Here is a 16335-nt window from a genome sequence, read left to right on the forward strand (position 1 = left end):
AGTTGATACACCAAAAAGTGAGCCCTTTGTGAGCGATTTAGAAGTTTTTTTTAGTAACCAGCTATCAATCCTCTACGAGCAGCTGAAGAATAATCTTTTCGGTTTTAAGCAAACGCCTTTCAAAAAGCGACTTGTGATTGTTTATGGACCAGCCATGCAAACATGGCTAACTTTAAAAATGGCGCAAGACCCTGATTTAGGAATAGCAGCTGGAATTGAATTTCTATATCTTAATCAGGCTTTTGAAACACTCATTCACTATTTTCAATTAAAAAATGAAAAGATACCTTCTATTTTAGAGCTATCTTTGGCCATTGAAAAAGAATTATTAACTGTTTTGCAAGATTATCATCGGTTAAGTGATGAAGAACAACAAGACTGGTTAACTTTGATTTATTATTTAAAATTAAATTCTAAGCAGGTGGGCGAAAATCTTAAATTAACACGTAAAATGGAAAAGCGATTGACAGGTTTAAGCTATCATTTAGCTAAAATTTTTCAAGAGTATGGAAAATATGCTTATTCATTAGTCTCTAAATGGGAAAAATCAGAACATAGAGGTTGGCAGAGTCGTTTATGGAAAAGCCTTTTTGGGGGCAATCAAGGATGGACTTATTGGACTAAAGCCTTCCAAAAAACACTTAAATTTTTTCCTGAGTGTGAAGTCCATTTTTTCTCAATCAGTTTTATTTCTAAAGCTGAATTTCAATTTTTATCGAAGCTGGCGAATGTTGCCCCTATTTACTATTATTTACTTTCTCCATGCGCAGTTTTTTGGAGTGATATTCGTTCCGATAACGAGACAAGATATTTGCAAACCTACTGGCAGCAGAAATTAGGCTCGAAGGCTTCTCAAGTTTTACAATTAGAAGAACTTTTAAGAGATCGAAATCCCCTTTTAGCTAATTTTGGAAAACTTGGAAGAGAAATGGCTTATCAAATTGAGGAGAGTCAAGCTACTACTCACGCTGGTTATATCCTTCCAAGTCATGTGAGTGAATTGAATGATGAAATATTTTTTCAAGAAGATCTTTTTTTAAAGGAGTCTTTACAACCTTTGACTCTTCTTCATGCAATTCAAGCTGATATATTGATGATGCGTAACCCTGAAGGAAAGCCTCCTTTTAATTTTGAACGAAAAGATGATTCAATCCAATTGCACATTGCTCCCTCGATTCGACGTGAAATACAAATCCTTTATCACAATCTTTTAAAATTATTTGAAAAAGATTCTACTTTGCAACCCAATGACATTATTGTGATGGCTCCTCAAATTTCTGATTACGTCCCTTACATTCAAAGTGTTTTTGGTTTAGAAGAAAGTCAATTAGATTTTCAAATTCTTGATTTGGGCATGCAAGCACAAAGTGAAATCGTCCAAGGTTTTTTCCAATTGATTCGGTTAAGTGAAAGTCGTTGGGAAGTGAGTGAATTATTACAGTTGTTTGGGCACCGTCTATTTCAACGATGTCATCAATTGACTCAAAGTGATTATTATCTCATTCAAGAATGGATTCAACAAGCAGGCATCCGTTGGGGAGAAGATTGGCTACATCGAAATGAGTTACTTCAGAGGCATCATTGTGAGAAAGAGATGGTAGATTCTAGCTCAGTTGGAACCTGGAATTTTGGTTTAACTCGTTTGTTACTTGGATTAACAACAGTTGTCAAATCTGCCGATTCTCATTCTTTTGATTCTATTCCATGTGAAGGAATTGACTTTTCTCAAGCAGAATTAATGGAGAGGTGGATTCGATTGTTGCATTCTTTACGAGATGATTTATCGCCATTACATGATCGCTCTCAAATGTGTATGGAAGAATGGTCTTGTTATCTCTCTTGTTTATTAGACACTTATTTTAAGTGTGAATTTGAAGATTCTCAGTCGATAGCAGACTACGAAGAATTAAAATCTCAATTTAAGCTTTTAGGTGATTCTGCAAAAACTTTTAAAGAAACAAAATTTTCTTTCCAAACTATTAAATTTCATTTGAACAATCTTTTACAACAAAGAGGAATTACTTATCGAGAAAGCCACCTGCAAACCATCCGATTTTGTTCCATGATGCCTCTTCGTTCTATTCCTGCCAAAGTAATCGCAGTACTAGGAATGCAAGAAGGAGCTTTTCCCCGCGCAGGCTATCATACTTCATTGAATTTAATGGTTGGGCAAGACAATCTTGACTATAACCCAAACTCTACAGATTATGATCGTTATTTATTTTTAGAGGCTCTTCAATCTGTTACAGACGTTTTCATCGTTAGTTATCAAGGATATACCTACCAAGATTCCAAAGTATTGCAGCCAAGTTTGATTATTGAAGAGTTTTTCACCTATTTGGATAAATATTATCTCATTCAAAATAAAAAAATTTCTGAACAATGTGTAAGTAAACATCCATTTGATGCATTTGACGTCTCTTATTTCAAACCAAATTCTATTTTAAATAATTACTCACAATTCGACTATAGAATTGCTGAACAATACTACCAAACTCATAAAACTCCTTCTCATCGATTACTTAAACAATTTATTTTAAGTAACTACTCTCTTGAAGATATCCTTCCTTCTCACACAGTGATTGATTTAAAAACTTTAAATACGTTAGTTCGCTCACCTGTTAAATTTTATTTGAATAGAGGGTTAGACATTTATTTGGAGGGCTATGAAGATCGGATTATTAAAAACCAAGAAGAGCTTGGATTATCAGCCTTAAATAAATATCAGCTCAAACAATTTGCATTAAAGGAACCATTTGAAAAAGTGATGCAGATTGCAGATAAAGAAGGAAAACTTCCTTTGGGAATGTTCAAAACAGTTGCGACAAAACGTTTCAAAGATGAAATAGATGAAGTGCATCAAAGATTGTATAAACATGGTATTAATCCTTCCGAACTTTTTCAAATCGAATTTTGTACTAGTTGTTCCGAACCTTGCCAAATTCAAAAAGATCAATGGTTACTTCCAGCTCTTCAACTGAATTATTCTGATCAATATCAAATTTCTATAATTGGAAAGTTGCCCTTTGTTTCTAAAAAAGGCCTTGTTGTTTTAAGTCAAGGAAGTGGATTTTCAGATGCTTGGAAAGCATGGCCCCAATTTCTGCTTTTTAATTATGCTACAACTTTTAATATTGAGGCGATTGAAAGAAACCTTATTCTTTCAAAATCTTCAGAGGTCAAAAAGGCTTTTTTTAAAGATAGCATTCCTTATTTAAAGCATTTGATTAATTATTATGCACTATCTATGCGCAATTTTTCTCCGCTCTTTCCTGATTGGATTCCTTCCCTTATTGAAGGGGATGAACAGGCAATTCAAAATTACATGAAACAGGTCTTTTCAAATTCTTTTGGAGCTTTTTTAAATCAAGAATTAAGGTGGGTTTTTAATAAAGACCATCTACCTTGCCCGAAAATTTTAATCGAATCTTGGCAAGAGATCGGTAAACAACTAGCCGGAGATTTGATTCAATTATGGTATCCTCCTAAAAAGAAGAAAGGGGAAGATGCATGAAGAATTTTAATGTGTTAGATAGGCAGTTAATCCTTCATCAACATTACCTACTTGAAGCATCTGCAGGAACAGGAAAGACTTTTTCTATTCAAAATATTGTAGTCCGTTTATTAATTGAAAATCAGCTAGAACAAGAAGCCTTACCGCTAAGTAAAATCTTAGTCGTCACATTTACGAAAGCTGCGACCCGAGATTTAAAACTACGTATTAGATTGAATATTGAATATGCCTTAGAAGTATTTAATGAATGGTTAAGTCATTCAAATGTATTAGAAAATACTCCGGACTATTTAAAGGCCGTCATTGAAGCAGGAATAGAAAGTGTTTTAAAAGCAAAAAAAAAGTTACAGCAAGCGTTGTTTGAGTTCGATCAAGCGCAAATTTTTACAATACATGCTTTTTGTGCGCGCATGCTCAGGCAGTATGCAATTGAAAGTGATATAGGCTTTCATGCGAGTTATGGGGAAGAAACTTTTCCTCCGTCAGAAATTTTAGCGGTCATTCAAGATTTTTTTCGAACAGAGATTCGTTTAGAAAATTTTAGCCCTGCACAACTTGAAATTATTTTAAAACATGATCCTGATCAAAAAAAACTATTAAGAGCTATTCAAAGTGGCTATGAGTTTGAAGAACTGCCTACATTTCAACAAATTTATCAACAGTTTCTTGAAGGCATGCAGAATTTACAAAGAACTTATTCCATAAGTTCTTCTTTATTAATGGAAGATTTTCAAGAGCAAGCTCCCTTTTTTCGGAATTATAAAGGAGCCAAATCCAAAGCTGATACATTAATTAAAATTTCTCGATTTGTTGCTTTGTTTGATCAAACTGAGTGGACTGTTGAAAACTTTGATCAATTAATTTGCGATGGTTTAGAATGGGTGCTAGCCTTAGATCCGAAGTTACTTAAAAATCCTGCAGCATCCTTTCGCTTAAATTATCCAGGTTTTACAGCTTTATTGCATCACACTTTAGAGAGAGTCGTCTATTTAGCACGGGATGAATCTATATTAATAGCTAGACTTGCCAAAGCCTGCCAAAAGCTATTGCGCAATTACCAAAGAGAAGAGGAAAAGCTTTCCCCGGACGATTTATTAAGAAAAATGGATTGGGCAATTGGGCAAGAAAACTTTTTAAAACAAATTCAAATGATTTATCAAGCGGCTATTATTGATGAATTCCAAGATACAGATCCTTTACAATGGCAAATTTTTCGACGTTTATTTCTTCCTCAAGATAAAACTTGGAAAGGTTATTTATATTTAGTCGGTGATCCTAAACAATCGATCTATTCTTTTAGGCAAGCAGATATTTATACTTATTTGGCAGCTGCGCAAGCACTCGGGCATGAGCATTGTTTTTCTCTTGATGTAAATTATCGTTCTCAACCAGCGTTAGTGAATGCTTTGAATGTCCTATTTTCTCCAGATCATACTCCAAAGTTTATTCCTCTTCCTAAAACAAATTTTCATTTAACTTATCAACCTGTTTTTGCTTCTACTTTCAATCAAACACGTTTATTTGAGGATGAAAAAGGAGCTGTCCACTTTTTTATGGGGGATGGAAGCAATAAAAAGAATTCAACCATACAAGATTTAGAACAAAAAGTATTTTTCCCTTTTATTGCACAAGAAATTAGACGCTTAAGGAAGCAAAAAACATTGGCCTATAGCCAATTTGCTGTTTTAGTAAGGGATCGTTATCAAGCGTTACGTCTCGCCGAATATTTTGACTCCTATCAATTACCTTATTTAAATCAACGAGGGACTAGTTTAGCTGAATCACCTGCATTGAACGCCTTAATAGATCTTATTAAAGCTGTTCTTCATCCGCAAAACATAGGGACTCTTAGGACACTGTTAGGCAATTCTTTGATTGGTTGGTCTCATGAAAAGTTGCATGATTCTTCGAATTTAGAATCGATTTTGTCAGTGATTCAATCTTTAAAGCAAGTTTTGATAGAGCAGGGATTCTCCATCTTTTATGATCGTTTCTTACAAAGTTGCTGGGGGAAAAATAAACTTTCTATTCTGGAACAATTATTAGCGAAGGAGGGAGGTGTTGATTTTTACCATGATTTACAGCAAATTGCTGAAATTGTCATTAATCATCAATATCATGAATGGAATGGTCCTGAAGGGTTGATTCCATTTTTAGATCAATTTCAAAAATGGGATGAAAATGAAGATCCCAGAGTTAAGCGGTTTCAAGATCCTTCTAAAGATGGAATTAAGATCTTAACATTACATGTGAGTAAAGGTTTAGAATTCGATATCGTTTTTGCTTTAGGTTTAATTCAACGTAATTCTTTCAAAGATGAATTGATTCCTATTGAAAAAGAAGGCAAATTTGTTTTAATTCCTTTAGAAGAATCAAGTGAACAGCGACTTCACTATTGCGAAGAAATTGACGCAGAAAAAATGAGGCAACTTTATGTTGCCATGACGCGCGCGAAATATCAGCTTTATATTCCGATAAGTCTCCATATTCCTTCTGAGCAAATTAAATATGGTGAGGCATCTCCTTTAGATCTTCTTTTAGGTAGACTCGGACAGACTGAGTGTAGCTATGAGACCCTTTATGACCGCATCCGACATTTCAATGGTCAAAGTTTTATTAAATTTATGGAGGAAATAGGTTCTCAAAATGACATGACCTATTCGATTCACAGAGAAATTTTTCTAGAAAAAAATAAGAAGGATTCTGTTCCCTTTATTGATCTTGAGCCACCTAAGTCTATTTCTATTTTAACAACACCCTTATTAATGAGTTCTTTTTCAAGCTTAAATCGAATCTCTTCTTTTTCACTATCGCAGACTCCTCCTCACGATTTCAACAATTCTATTAAAACTGAACATACCTTACCAGCAAGCAGTGAAACAGGTATTCTTATTCATGAGCTATTAGAAAAAATTTCGTTTCGTGATTTTAAAGGGATAAACTTAGCTGTTGAAACTCTTCCTTTGATTCGTCCATGGATCCAAAATGAAATGTACCGACCTTGGGAAAATGTTTTAGCTGCACTAGTCTATCAAGTCCTGAATGTAGATTTAGGCATTTATTCTTCCCCCTTTTGTTTAGCGGATATTGAGCCATCGAAATTGGTTCGTGAAATGACTTTTCTTTTTCCGTATGAAAGTGATTTAGCAATAGAGGGATTGGTAGAAGGGCAAGGATTAATTAAAGGTTTTATTGATTTGATTTTTGTTCATAAAGGTAAATATTATATTGTCGATTGGAAAAGTAATTGGCTTGGATCATCAAACGAGTGTTATGATTTTTTTCATTTACATCAAGCTATGTTGGACCATAATTATTTCGTACAAGCTAAAATTTATACTGAAGCACTGAAACGATATTTAAAATTGGTGGAAACACGAGCATTTGAAGAATGCTTTGGCGGATTTTTTTACTTATTTTTAAGAGGAATTCAATCTAATAAACAATCAGGAATTTATTTTTGTGACGCGCAGGATCTAATAAAAATTTTCTCGCCTAAAAATTACGAGTGAAGGTAATGGAAAGAGGATTCGCAAAGCAAAATTTTTTAGAATCATATAAGTTAGCTCCTTGGTTGGGCACAAAAAGAGCTCAAGACTTACCGAATTGGCCCCTCGTTAATCAGTTATTAAGTAAAAATCAACTTTCTTATTTAAACTATCTTTTAACTTTAGAAATTATTAAAGATCAATGGATCAATCAAAACCTTGTGTTGTTTATTTGCCATCTTTTGATGGCTGCTCAAGAGGGGCATTTATGCGTGGAAATCAGGAATCAGACTTTATTTCCTACGGTAAAACAACTTTGGACGAATGAAGCGGCAGCACCGTTATCTAATGAAGAGTTAGAGAATTTAACCCATTCAATTTTGCAGGGATCACAAAATATTCCGGTTAATTTTGTGACAGCTATGGATAGCCTTGAAAATTCTGTTTATCCGAATACTCCCATATGTATGCATAAAGGCAATTTTTATTTGCAAAAACATTGGGTTTTGGAAACAGTTTTTCTAAAAAATTTAAACAAACATTTACAAACATCCCCAACGCTTGAATTAAATCGAGTTGTTCTTGAACAACACCTTAATGAATGTGTGTTGAAAAAAAAATTGTTATTGGAACAAGCTCAAGCAATTTTAACAGGATGCTTATCGTCTCTTTCACTTATTACTGGTGGACCTGGAACCGGAAAAACTTTTACGGCTGGCCGTTTTATTCAAATTTATTGGGATAGTTTAAAAGAATGTCAGAAAAAAAACTGCCAAATTGCTTTAGCAGCACCGACGGGTAAAGCTGCTGCAAATTTACAAAAAAGTTTGAGTTTAGTCACCGCGCAGTTAAAAGATTTTCCTCCTTTAAAAGCAAAAACTTTGCATCAATTATTGGGAATTAATAATCGCTCAAGAAATGAATCTGGTATAAGATTAGCAGCGGATTTGATTATTGTAGATGAAAGTTCGATGATCGATGTCAAAATGATGGCTTATTTATTTGAAGCTTTAAAAAAAGGCTCGCGACTGATTTTACTCGGTGATCAGCATCAATTACCTTCTGTGGAAGCAGGAAGTTTATTTGCTGATTTGACGAAATTAAAAACAAAAATTCCCTGTACAGAACTGAAAGTTTGTTTACGCACAGAATTAAGCTCTATTGTTTCATTGGCGCATTATATTAATCAAGGAAAGGGTCAAGAAACGTTGAGCATGCTTAACGAAACACAGATTGCTGGGATTTCTCGTTTAAATTTGTCTCCAGATAGAAGAGAAGCGCAAAAAGAATTTGTCCAGCACGTTATGAATCATTTTCCTTTATCTATAAAAGTTCACGATAATCAAAAAATATTAGAGCTTTTTAATACCATTCGTATTTTATCACCTATGCGAAAAGGGTATTTTGGAGTAGATAGCATTAATCAGCTCATTTGGAATCATGTGAGCCAAATAAAACTATCACCAGGGTGGTTAGCAATTCCTATTATTATTGTCACGAATGATTACAAACAAAATTTGTTCAATGGCGAAACTGGTGTGTTAATTCGAAAACTACCTTTAAAATCAATAACGAGCGAAGATTATGCTTTATTTCCTTCTAAAGATGAGGGAGAAAATATGCGTTGTTTACCCGCTTGTTTACTTCCTAAGTATGAATTAGCTTATTGCTTATCTGTCCATAAGAGTCAGGGCAGCGAATTCGAGAGAGTCATTTTAATGTTACCTGAAGGATCGGAATGCTTTGGTAGAGAAGTTTTTTATACTGGCGTTACGAGGGCTCGTAAACATATTGAGGTGTGGGGAACCGATTTCACAATTGAAAAAACAATTTCTCAACAAAGTTTTCGCTTATCTGGGATTCAAACGCGTCTGGAAAAATTTATTTAATTAAATTAAATTGATTAACCTCACCCACAATAATTTAAAAATACGAGAACAAAAAATTTGTGCTAAATAAAGAATTTATTTCAAACAAGGGTTGTTAAAGACTTTGATGAAAAAGAATTTATAAGAGTAAATTGTTCATTTAAAACTTTTTTGGGCTATGAAGCATCACCAAGTCTTGCTCTTCCAATCGCTATCAAATCAACATTCTTTTTTTCTAATCCCTCGATTAAATAAACTAAAGATAGCTTAGTAAGTTTTTGAGGATTTGTTTTGAAAAATTTGAATAAAATCTTCATTTAAACTAACCGATCCGACAGTTATTATTATTGCTTTGTCAGTTAATTTTTTGGTCCGCAACTGGCTAAATTAAGATCGAAAATCTACAAATTCTTGTTTTCAAAATTGCCTGTCTTGTGCCGCAATGAAAAATAACTAATCCGGCATTAGCCAAGAGAATCAAAAAGTTTTTTATGGATCAATTAAGCCATCATATAAGTAATCATAAGTTCATGAATTTTGATGTCGCCAAATCCAATTGTTTTGGTATCAAAGTAGTCTTAGCAACAGACTTAAAGTGTGAGACAATGAATTCATTACATCGATTTTGGATTTTATTTGTGGTTTATTTTAGAGATTTTTTAATAAACTAAATATTTGTAAGACACCTACATCATTCAAAGTGAGTTTTTTGTGGATATTGCAACTTTTTATATTTATATTGCTATGTATGTATATGGTTTTTCTTTGATGTTGTGGGCTATCTTTTTTGATAAACGCCCTACTAAAAGAACCCGGAACGGTGCAATTTTTGGAATATTTGCTTTAATTTGCACCTTATTTTATTTTTTTTATGTCTTAGCAACAATTGGAATAACTTTTTCATAAAACGGCAAGATAAAGTCAGTGTCAAGAGAATAGGAGTTTAAAAAGATGCTTTTAATAGACTATATACCATTTTTATTCGATCCAAGAAGTTAAAACCTTGTGGAAGGGAGGCGCGAGGATTCACTTTCAATACTTTAAATTTAGGGGTATTGTCTGTAACAACTCTAACTGCTGGCCCATTAGGATCAAAAATGGATTTATCAAAATCATGTTTTCTCTTTGAAGGAAGATGAGGGTGAAGGTGTCTTAACATTAAACGTTCAGCGACTAGACCAGTTCGATCTTTAGCACTTAAACAACCTAAAGAAACGCAAAAAGTTTTAGAGGATAGAAGAACCATGATTAATTCTTCTGCAAGTGTATAACTTGTGGATGAATCTTCTAATAGTGATTTTTTAATCTCCGGAAATTTATCAAATAAATGTGGATGGGAGATAAGTAATTGTCGAAGCTGCTGGGTATTTATCTTTAATTGTGTTTTATTGTTATGTGTATTGCCTTGTACAGATGTATTAAAAAAGGCCGTTGCTAAGGGAATTGTGACAATTTCTGAAGCTTTGATTTGATAAGGAAGATAAACCATATCCCCATCGATCAAAGGTCCCGTTCCATTAAAACACAATTTTTTTCCGTTAAATTCTGCGAAAATTTCTTGCATATCTTCCATTTCTACCCGTTCATCATGTACCCAACCCGTAGAGCCCATTTCACTTTTTCTTTGGTTAAGCAGAGCGACATGCACCAAATCAAAACTATTTCCTGCTTCAAAGGCTTCTAAAACTTTTTGAGGATTTTGGCGGACTTGACCTGCAATGAGTTGAACCATTTGTTGTTCAATCATCATTTTACGTTCCTGATATACTATATCAATGTAAGATGGGCTTCCTCTCATAATTTTTAAATTATTAAGAGCATTTTCAATAGAGACTCGTTGATCATTTGTAAGCTTAGAATTCAATTTTTTTGATAAATTTTGGATTAAATCATTTACCTTTTTTGGTTCATTTTTAAAAGATTTTAAATCGGATAAACTATAGAAACCATTTCGCATATCAGACATGATTCCCACCCTATAAAATCCAACCTCTTTTTTTCCATCAACTTGCAGTTCTTGATATCGCATATTGACGGGGGCTGAGACATAAGATTCTGTAGCTTGAGCAAAGCCTGATTCACGGATCTGTCCTCGAAAATAATCCGAGCTTAACCAATCTTCATTTTCTCGAAATTTTTTAGCATTATTTAAGGAATTTTCATACAAACGGAGTTTGGACATAATTTTTGTTTTGTCTTCTTCTGAAGCTTTCTCCAATTTTACCCTTAAATGAGAAATCATATTTTTACAGAATTCAATTGTTTGATCGACTGTTGTGTCTCTTGTGATGTATTGAGTCGCATAATCTTGTCCATCGATAGAATAAGTGTGAGTGATCACTTGTTCGCTAGGCAATGTTTTTGGTCCAATTAAACGTGCTGAAGTTTTAGTGAGGGGTTCTTCATTACCTGGCATCCCATCTAATTCTTGTCCGTCTCCATAGGCACTTGAAAATTGAATTTGATGTTGCGCAATTGTTTGAGTTGTTTTAACTCTTTGAATATTTTCAGCTAAGCAGCTAGGAAATTTTTTCTTGAACTCTTGATGAATTAATCGATTGACTTTTTCTTCTTTCACACTTTGAGTGTCGGTTGAATCTTTATAATTAACAGTGACTGCAGTGGTTTTATTAGGGGTCGCCATGATCCCAATAGAATTCAGGTCATTTCTTTTTAAGTTTAAAGAAGAAACGGATTTAAATAATTTATCTGCTATTAAAGCAATACTTTGCAATTGTTCAGAACTAAGTTTACTAACTTCAATTTCTTTTCCATCTATTTTAAATTTACTAATAAAGTATTGTTTTCCATTAGGTAATATAAAATTGTTATTTTTTAATTTAATTTCTTCTGTATTTTGAGGGTTTGATTGTATTTTTTCTAAAGGATTTGTACTAACAAATTCAATTGGCATAATAATAACCATGTTTAATTTGTTAATTATAATTATATAATAAAAACAATTAACTTATTTAATTATATAATTAAATTATAAAAATAGATTTTATTTTAAATTGAATGAAAAAAGCATGCCAAAATGCTTTAAATAATTAATTAATTTGAGATTTTAGTTTTAAACTTTTAAAAACTTAGATTTTTGAGATATAAACCCTTTGCATTCAGGCTAATGGTTGACAGCTTCATAAAAATTAGAGGAAAAATTCTTGAATTGGGTATGGTAACGAACTAGATCGCATCGTCCAACGAGCGTGAAAATTTGTTGTGTTGGAATAAAACATAGGTTGTTCGCCATGCAGGTAGTTTCTATTCTTTGCTTCTGCTTAATGTGTTATTTTAAGCTTTTTGCTCAGGAACATTTAAAAGAAAAAACAGTCATACGAGTGGGACATTTTGCGACCATCACTCATGCGCAAGCTGTCATTGGTCATGGGTTAAGTCGAGAACAAAGAGGATGGTTTGAAAGCTTTTTAGGTCCGGATGTAGAGATTCAATGGTATGTTTATCAAGCGGGATCGAGTGCAATGGAAGCTCTGTTTGCAGATTCATTAGATTTAACATATGTAGGCCCGAGTCCAACAATTAATGCTTACCTGAAAGCAAAGGGAAAAACAATTCGCGTTGTTTGTGGTTCTTGCAGCGGGGGTGCTTCATTGATTATTCAATCGAATCGAATTAAAAAAATTTCAGATTTTCAAGGAAAAATAATTGCGACTCCTCAGTTAGGGAATACTCAAGATGTGGCAGCTAGGGCTTGGCTCTATTCGAATGGTTTTGAATTTAACTTATTTGGGGGACAGGTCACGGTTATTCCAATGGAAAATGTGGATCAATTCACCCTTTTTCACCAAGGAGATTTAGATGCTGCTTGGGCAGTTGAACCTTGGGCAAGCCGATTGGTTGAAGAAGCTAAAGGAGAGGTTTTTTTAGAAGAAAGTTCTCTTTGGAAGCAAACTGGTGGAAAGTATGTCACGACGCATTTAGTTAGTACTGAAAATTTTTTACAAAATCGGCCAGATTTAGTCAAAAAGTGGATTTTAGCTCATATTAAATTAACGGAGTGGATTCAGGAAAACAGTGAGCAAGCTAAAGTTTTTTTTAACCAAGAATTAAAAAAAGAAGTATTTAGAAATTTAGCGAAAGAAATTATAGATCGGGCTTGGGAAAAAATCGAATTAACGTATGCACCTATTCAAGCTTCTCTATATCGCTATGCTAACTGGGCTTATGAGATTGGTTTTTTTAAGCAACAGCCCCAACTTAAAGGATTGTATGATCTTCGCCTTCTTGCTGAGGTATTGGAAGAAATTGATCACTCCAAAGGTTTAATTCATGACAGAAGTTGAACTCACCCTTGCAGAAATCATTATCGATAATGTTAGTAAAACATTTAAAGCGAAATCGGGAAATGTGCAAGCTCTTGAGCGTGTTTCATTAAGCGTAAATGTTGGAGAATTTGTCTGTTTAGTAGGGCCTTCAGGTTGCGGTAAAAGTACGTTATTAAATTTAATTGCAGGATTAGAATTTCCTGATCAAGGCAAGATTTATTGCGAAGGTAAAGAAATTACCGGACCTGGGAGTGATCGATTAGTGATGTTTCAAGAGTCAGCTCTTTTTCCGTGGTTAAATGTGATTGACAATGTTTTATTTGGATTAAAATTAAAGCCCGGACTGACAGCAAAAGAAAGAAAAGAATTGGCTCATAGTTATTTAAAATTGGTTGGCCTAGATAAGTTTGCTTACGCACACACACATGAATTATCAGGAGGAATGAAACAACGCGTTGCTTTAGCACGTTCTTTAGCTCCAGATCCCCATATCCTTTTAATGGATGAGCCTTTTGCTGCTTTAGACGCATTTACAAGGGAACAACTTTACGAAGATATCCAAAGAATTTGGGAACAACAAAAGAAAACAATTGTTTTTGTTACACACAACGTTGCGGAGGCGGTTTGTCTAGGGGATAAGTTATTTTTATTTTCTTCCCATCCAGGACGTATTCAACAAGAATTTTTTATTCGATTACCACGTTCTAGAGATATTCGAAGTATAGAAGTAGCCCAATTTGCTAGTGAAATTACGCATATATTAAAAAATCAAATGCCTTTAATAGAAAGAATATGAATTTACAAAGAATCTTTCATGCTAGTTTATTTTTTTTAACTTTAACTGTCCTATGGCAATTACTCGTTTACGCTGAAATTTGGTCACCTGTTTTAGTTCCTTCGCCTCTTCAAGTACTGCACTATTTAATTAGTTCCTTACAAGATGGCACATTAATTTCAGCGAGCTATGTTACTTTAAAAAGACTTATTCAAGGATACCTTGTCGGATTATTAGTGGGAATTCCTATAGGGCTGTTAAATGCTCGTTTTCAACTATTTGAAGATACAATTGGTTTTTTAGCACTTGGCTTGCAAACGCTTCCCAGCGTTTGTTGGGCACCTTTAGCCATATTGTGGTTTGGCCAAACAGAAAAAGCGATGTTTTTTATTGTTATTATGGGATCTATATGGTCTATCGCTTTAGCAACTGATGCAGGGGTTAAAAATGTTCCTCCTCTTTATGTCAGAGCGGCACGCACATTAGGATCTCAAGGCTTTCACACTTGGTTTAAAGTAATTGTGCCCGCAGCGTTGCCATTTATTATTAGCGGAATGAAGCAGGGATGGGCTTTTGCTTGGCGATCCTTAATGGCTGCAGAAATTTATATTACCATTTTAACAGGTTTTGGATTGGGTAATTTATTGCACTATGGCCGAGAGCTTCACGCTATGGATGCAGTCATTGGAGTGATGTTTGTAATTATTGCTGTTGGCTTACTTGTTGATAAAGTGGTATTTTCCCCTTTAGAAGTTTTCATGCATGAAAAATGGGGAACGCATACTAAGCGTTAAAATAACATAAAATTTAATATTTTAATGTTAGAGCACAGAAAAGAAGAAAATTTCTATTTTTCTATCTATGCAGTACTTTCGAGCTTCCAATTCAAGTCTGTTAATGATTAGCAAAAGTTTTGCTTTGTATAGATGAAATTTTTGTGCACTAAAAAACTAATTTTGCCACCTTTTTTAAGGTTCTACATACAAGGTTTTTGCTAAACGATTTTTCCATTTATTTAATAAATCTGCTGTCGGATAGTAAAAATCAGCTGCTAATTCTATTAAGTTTGAAGAAGGTTCTAAACCCGTAATCGACTTTAAAATTTCTTTTTCACGATAGATAAGTGCTTTTTGAACAGATTCTAATGAGTCATTTCCTTGAAAGTTTTTTAAAGGAGCAAAACAGTGGTGACGTGGATATAATAAAGCGAAAACTTTTTTAGAATATTGTAACCAATCAAAAATGAAAGTTTCAAATTTCCAAGCGATGGGATGGGAAGACAGTGTAGTAACTCCTTGCTCGTTCACAAATTTTGCTGCTTTCCAAGCTTTATGTAGAGGCAAAAAGGGGTGATTTGGGAGCGTATTTTCAATAAAAGACATGGAAAAACAAAATAAGCTTAAATTTGCACAACAGTATTGAAGACGACCGTTAGCTTCGCTAGCATTTTTATGCTGATCAGGTAATTCAGAATATTCAATCACTTTTACTCGGTGATTTTCTTTAACAAGAATTCCGACTTTTTCTTGAGGTTCGTGCTTTTCAGTACATTTAATAGTAATTTCAGCTTTTTGTTGATGATGGAAACCAAGTAATTCTGCATCAAATGGATCTGCCAATGGATTATCCACTAAGATAATATTAATGTATTCAATACCCCGTTGTTTCCATACGTCGTATAAGCCCGATTGATAAAAATCATGTAGACAATGCCCATTGCCATTAGGCCCTTCGGCTATACGGCTTTTGGTTTCTAAAAATAGAGACCCTTCTGCATTTAGCAAAGGGAGGGTACTTTGGCAAAAAAATGAAATTTGACCTTTAGATAAACCCCAATAGTCATTTTCAACAAAAAACTGTTTAGTTGCTTGATCATTTTTTGGTGAAGTCATAATGGCGAGAGATAAAGGAAAGTTAACTTGTTTACTCGCGGCAACAGTTTTTTCTGCTAAAAGTTGAAATAATGACTTATGCTTAATAACAGAAACAGGAAAAAGTCCTTTAGGGCCTTCAAAACAAAGCCTGGTTCCTTGCCCACCTGCGAGAACAATACACCCCATCTTTCCGTTTTGAAGGAGTTGCTTACCTTTTAATTGCAGCTTTTCATTTCCTGCAAACGCATAATCTTTAAATGGTTCAATAAAAGAATCAACTGATTTAGATGGGTTAATTAAAGCTATTTGTTGATCGAGAAGAGTGCGATTAATTTGTTTTATTTGAAGCGTTAAATTTTGTTGTTCTTGTTTTGATAAGAGAGTCCAAAATTTTAGAAGAGGATCATTTGCTTTTTTTGCTAGCATGATTGAAGAAAATTTTATTGAAATAAAAGATCTAGTTTCTAATTCAAGATAGTTATACCAATTGTTAAGAAAATTAAAACAGGAATTTGTAAACTGCCGGTTAT

At 33.9% G+C, this 16335-nt stretch carries 8 protein-coding genes; 6 read left to right on the forward strand and 2 right to left on the reverse strand.

What is annotated here, in order from left to right; all coding sequences use genetic code 11:
* Nucleotides 1-28: 28 nt before the first annotated feature.
* From PC_RS00035 to recD, 3 genes are read left to right on the forward strand one after another with little or no spacing between them, the layout of a single operon-like run.
* Complete coding sequence (locus PC_RS00035) at nucleotides 29-3514, forward strand: exodeoxyribonuclease V subunit gamma (protein WP_044044581.1); 3486 nt, start codon at nucleotides 29-31, stop codon at nucleotides 3512-3514.
* A complete protein-coding gene (locus PC_RS00040; protein WP_052278612.1) occupies nucleotides 3511-7026 on the forward strand; it encodes a UvrD-helicase domain-containing protein in 3516 nt (1171 codons plus the stop codon). The genes PC_RS00035 and PC_RS00040 overlap by 4 nt, the downstream gene beginning before the upstream one ends.
* Before the next feature lie 5 nt (nucleotides 7027-7031).
* The gene (gene recD, locus PC_RS00045; RefSeq protein WP_052278613.1) at nucleotides 7032-8891 is read left to right on the forward strand and encodes an exodeoxyribonuclease V subunit alpha; all 1860 of its coding nucleotides are present in this window, start codon (nucleotides 7032-7034) and stop codon (nucleotides 8889-8891) included.
* Between the two features lie 922 nt (nucleotides 8892-9813).
* Here the strand turns inward: recD and PC_RS00055 are convergent.
* Nucleotides 9814-11784 (reverse strand): hypothetical protein, encoded by a 1971-nt coding sequence (locus tag PC_RS00055; protein WP_044044584.1) that lies wholly within the window; start codon nucleotides 11782-11784, stop codon nucleotides 9814-9816.
* A 337-nt stretch (nucleotides 11785-12121) separates the two neighbouring features.
* Here PC_RS00055 and PC_RS00060 point away from each other — a divergent pair, with 337 nt between their 5' ends.
* From PC_RS00060 to PC_RS00070, 3 genes are read left to right on the forward strand one after another with little or no spacing between them, the layout of a single operon-like run.
* Entirely contained in the window at nucleotides 12122-13174 is a 1053-nt protein-coding gene (locus PC_RS00060) for an ABC transporter substrate-binding protein (RefSeq protein ID WP_044044586.1), read from the forward strand.
* Nucleotides 13161-13952 carry an ABC transporter ATP-binding protein gene (locus tag PC_RS00065; RefSeq protein ID WP_011174564.1) on the forward strand — a complete coding sequence of 264 codons (792 nt, stop codon included), beginning with the start codon at nucleotides 13161-13163 and terminating at the stop codon, nucleotides 13950-13952. The genes PC_RS00060 and PC_RS00065 overlap by 14 nt, the downstream gene beginning before the upstream one ends.
* Nucleotides 13949-14725, forward strand: coding sequence for an ABC transporter permease (locus PC_RS00070; RefSeq protein WP_011174565.1), 777 nt, complete (start codon nucleotides 13949-13951; stop codon nucleotides 14723-14725). The genes PC_RS00065 and PC_RS00070 overlap by 4 nt, the downstream gene beginning before the upstream one ends.
* Before the next feature lie 174 nt (nucleotides 14726-14899).
* Here the strand turns inward: PC_RS00070 and PC_RS00075 are convergent, their stop codons facing one another.
* Nucleotides 14900-16231, reverse strand: a complete 1332-nt coding sequence (locus tag PC_RS00075; protein ID WP_011174566.1) for a UTP--glucose-1-phosphate uridylyltransferase — start codon at nucleotides 16229-16231, stop codon at nucleotides 14900-14902.
* Nucleotides 16232-16335 lie beyond the last annotated feature (104 nt).

This window comes from Candidatus Protochlamydia amoebophila UWE25 (assembly GCF_000011565.2).
GTDB classification, from domain to species: Bacteria; Chlamydiota; Chlamydiia; order Chlamydiales; family Parachlamydiaceae; genus Protochlamydia; species Protochlamydia amoebophila.

Coding starts and splice junctions, on each gene's coding strand:
- PC_RS00060 (WP_044044586.1), top strand. CDS start 12,122: ATGCAGGTAGTTTCTATTCTTTGCTTCTGCTTAATGTGTTATTTTAAG.
- PC_RS00070 (WP_011174565.1), top strand. CDS start 13,949: ATGAATTTACAAAGAATCTTTCATGCTAGTTTATTTTTTTTAACTTTA.
- PC_RS00065 (WP_011174564.1), top strand. CDS start 13,161: ATGACAGAAGTTGAACTCACCCTTGCAGAAATCATTATCGATAATGTT.
- PC_RS00075 (WP_011174566.1), bottom strand. CDS start 16,231: ATGCTAGCAAAAAAAGCAAATGATCCTCTTCTAAAATTTTGGACTCTC.
- PC_RS00040 (WP_052278612.1), top strand. CDS start 3,511: ATGAAGAATTTTAATGTGTTAGATAGGCAGTTAATCCTTCATCAACAT.
- recD (WP_052278613.1), top strand. CDS start 7,032: ATGGAAAGAGGATTCGCAAAGCAAAATTTTTTAGAATCATATAAGTTA.
- PC_RS00055 (WP_044044584.1), bottom strand. CDS start 11,784: ATGCCAATTGAATTTGTTAGTACAAATCCTTTAGAAAAAATACAATCA.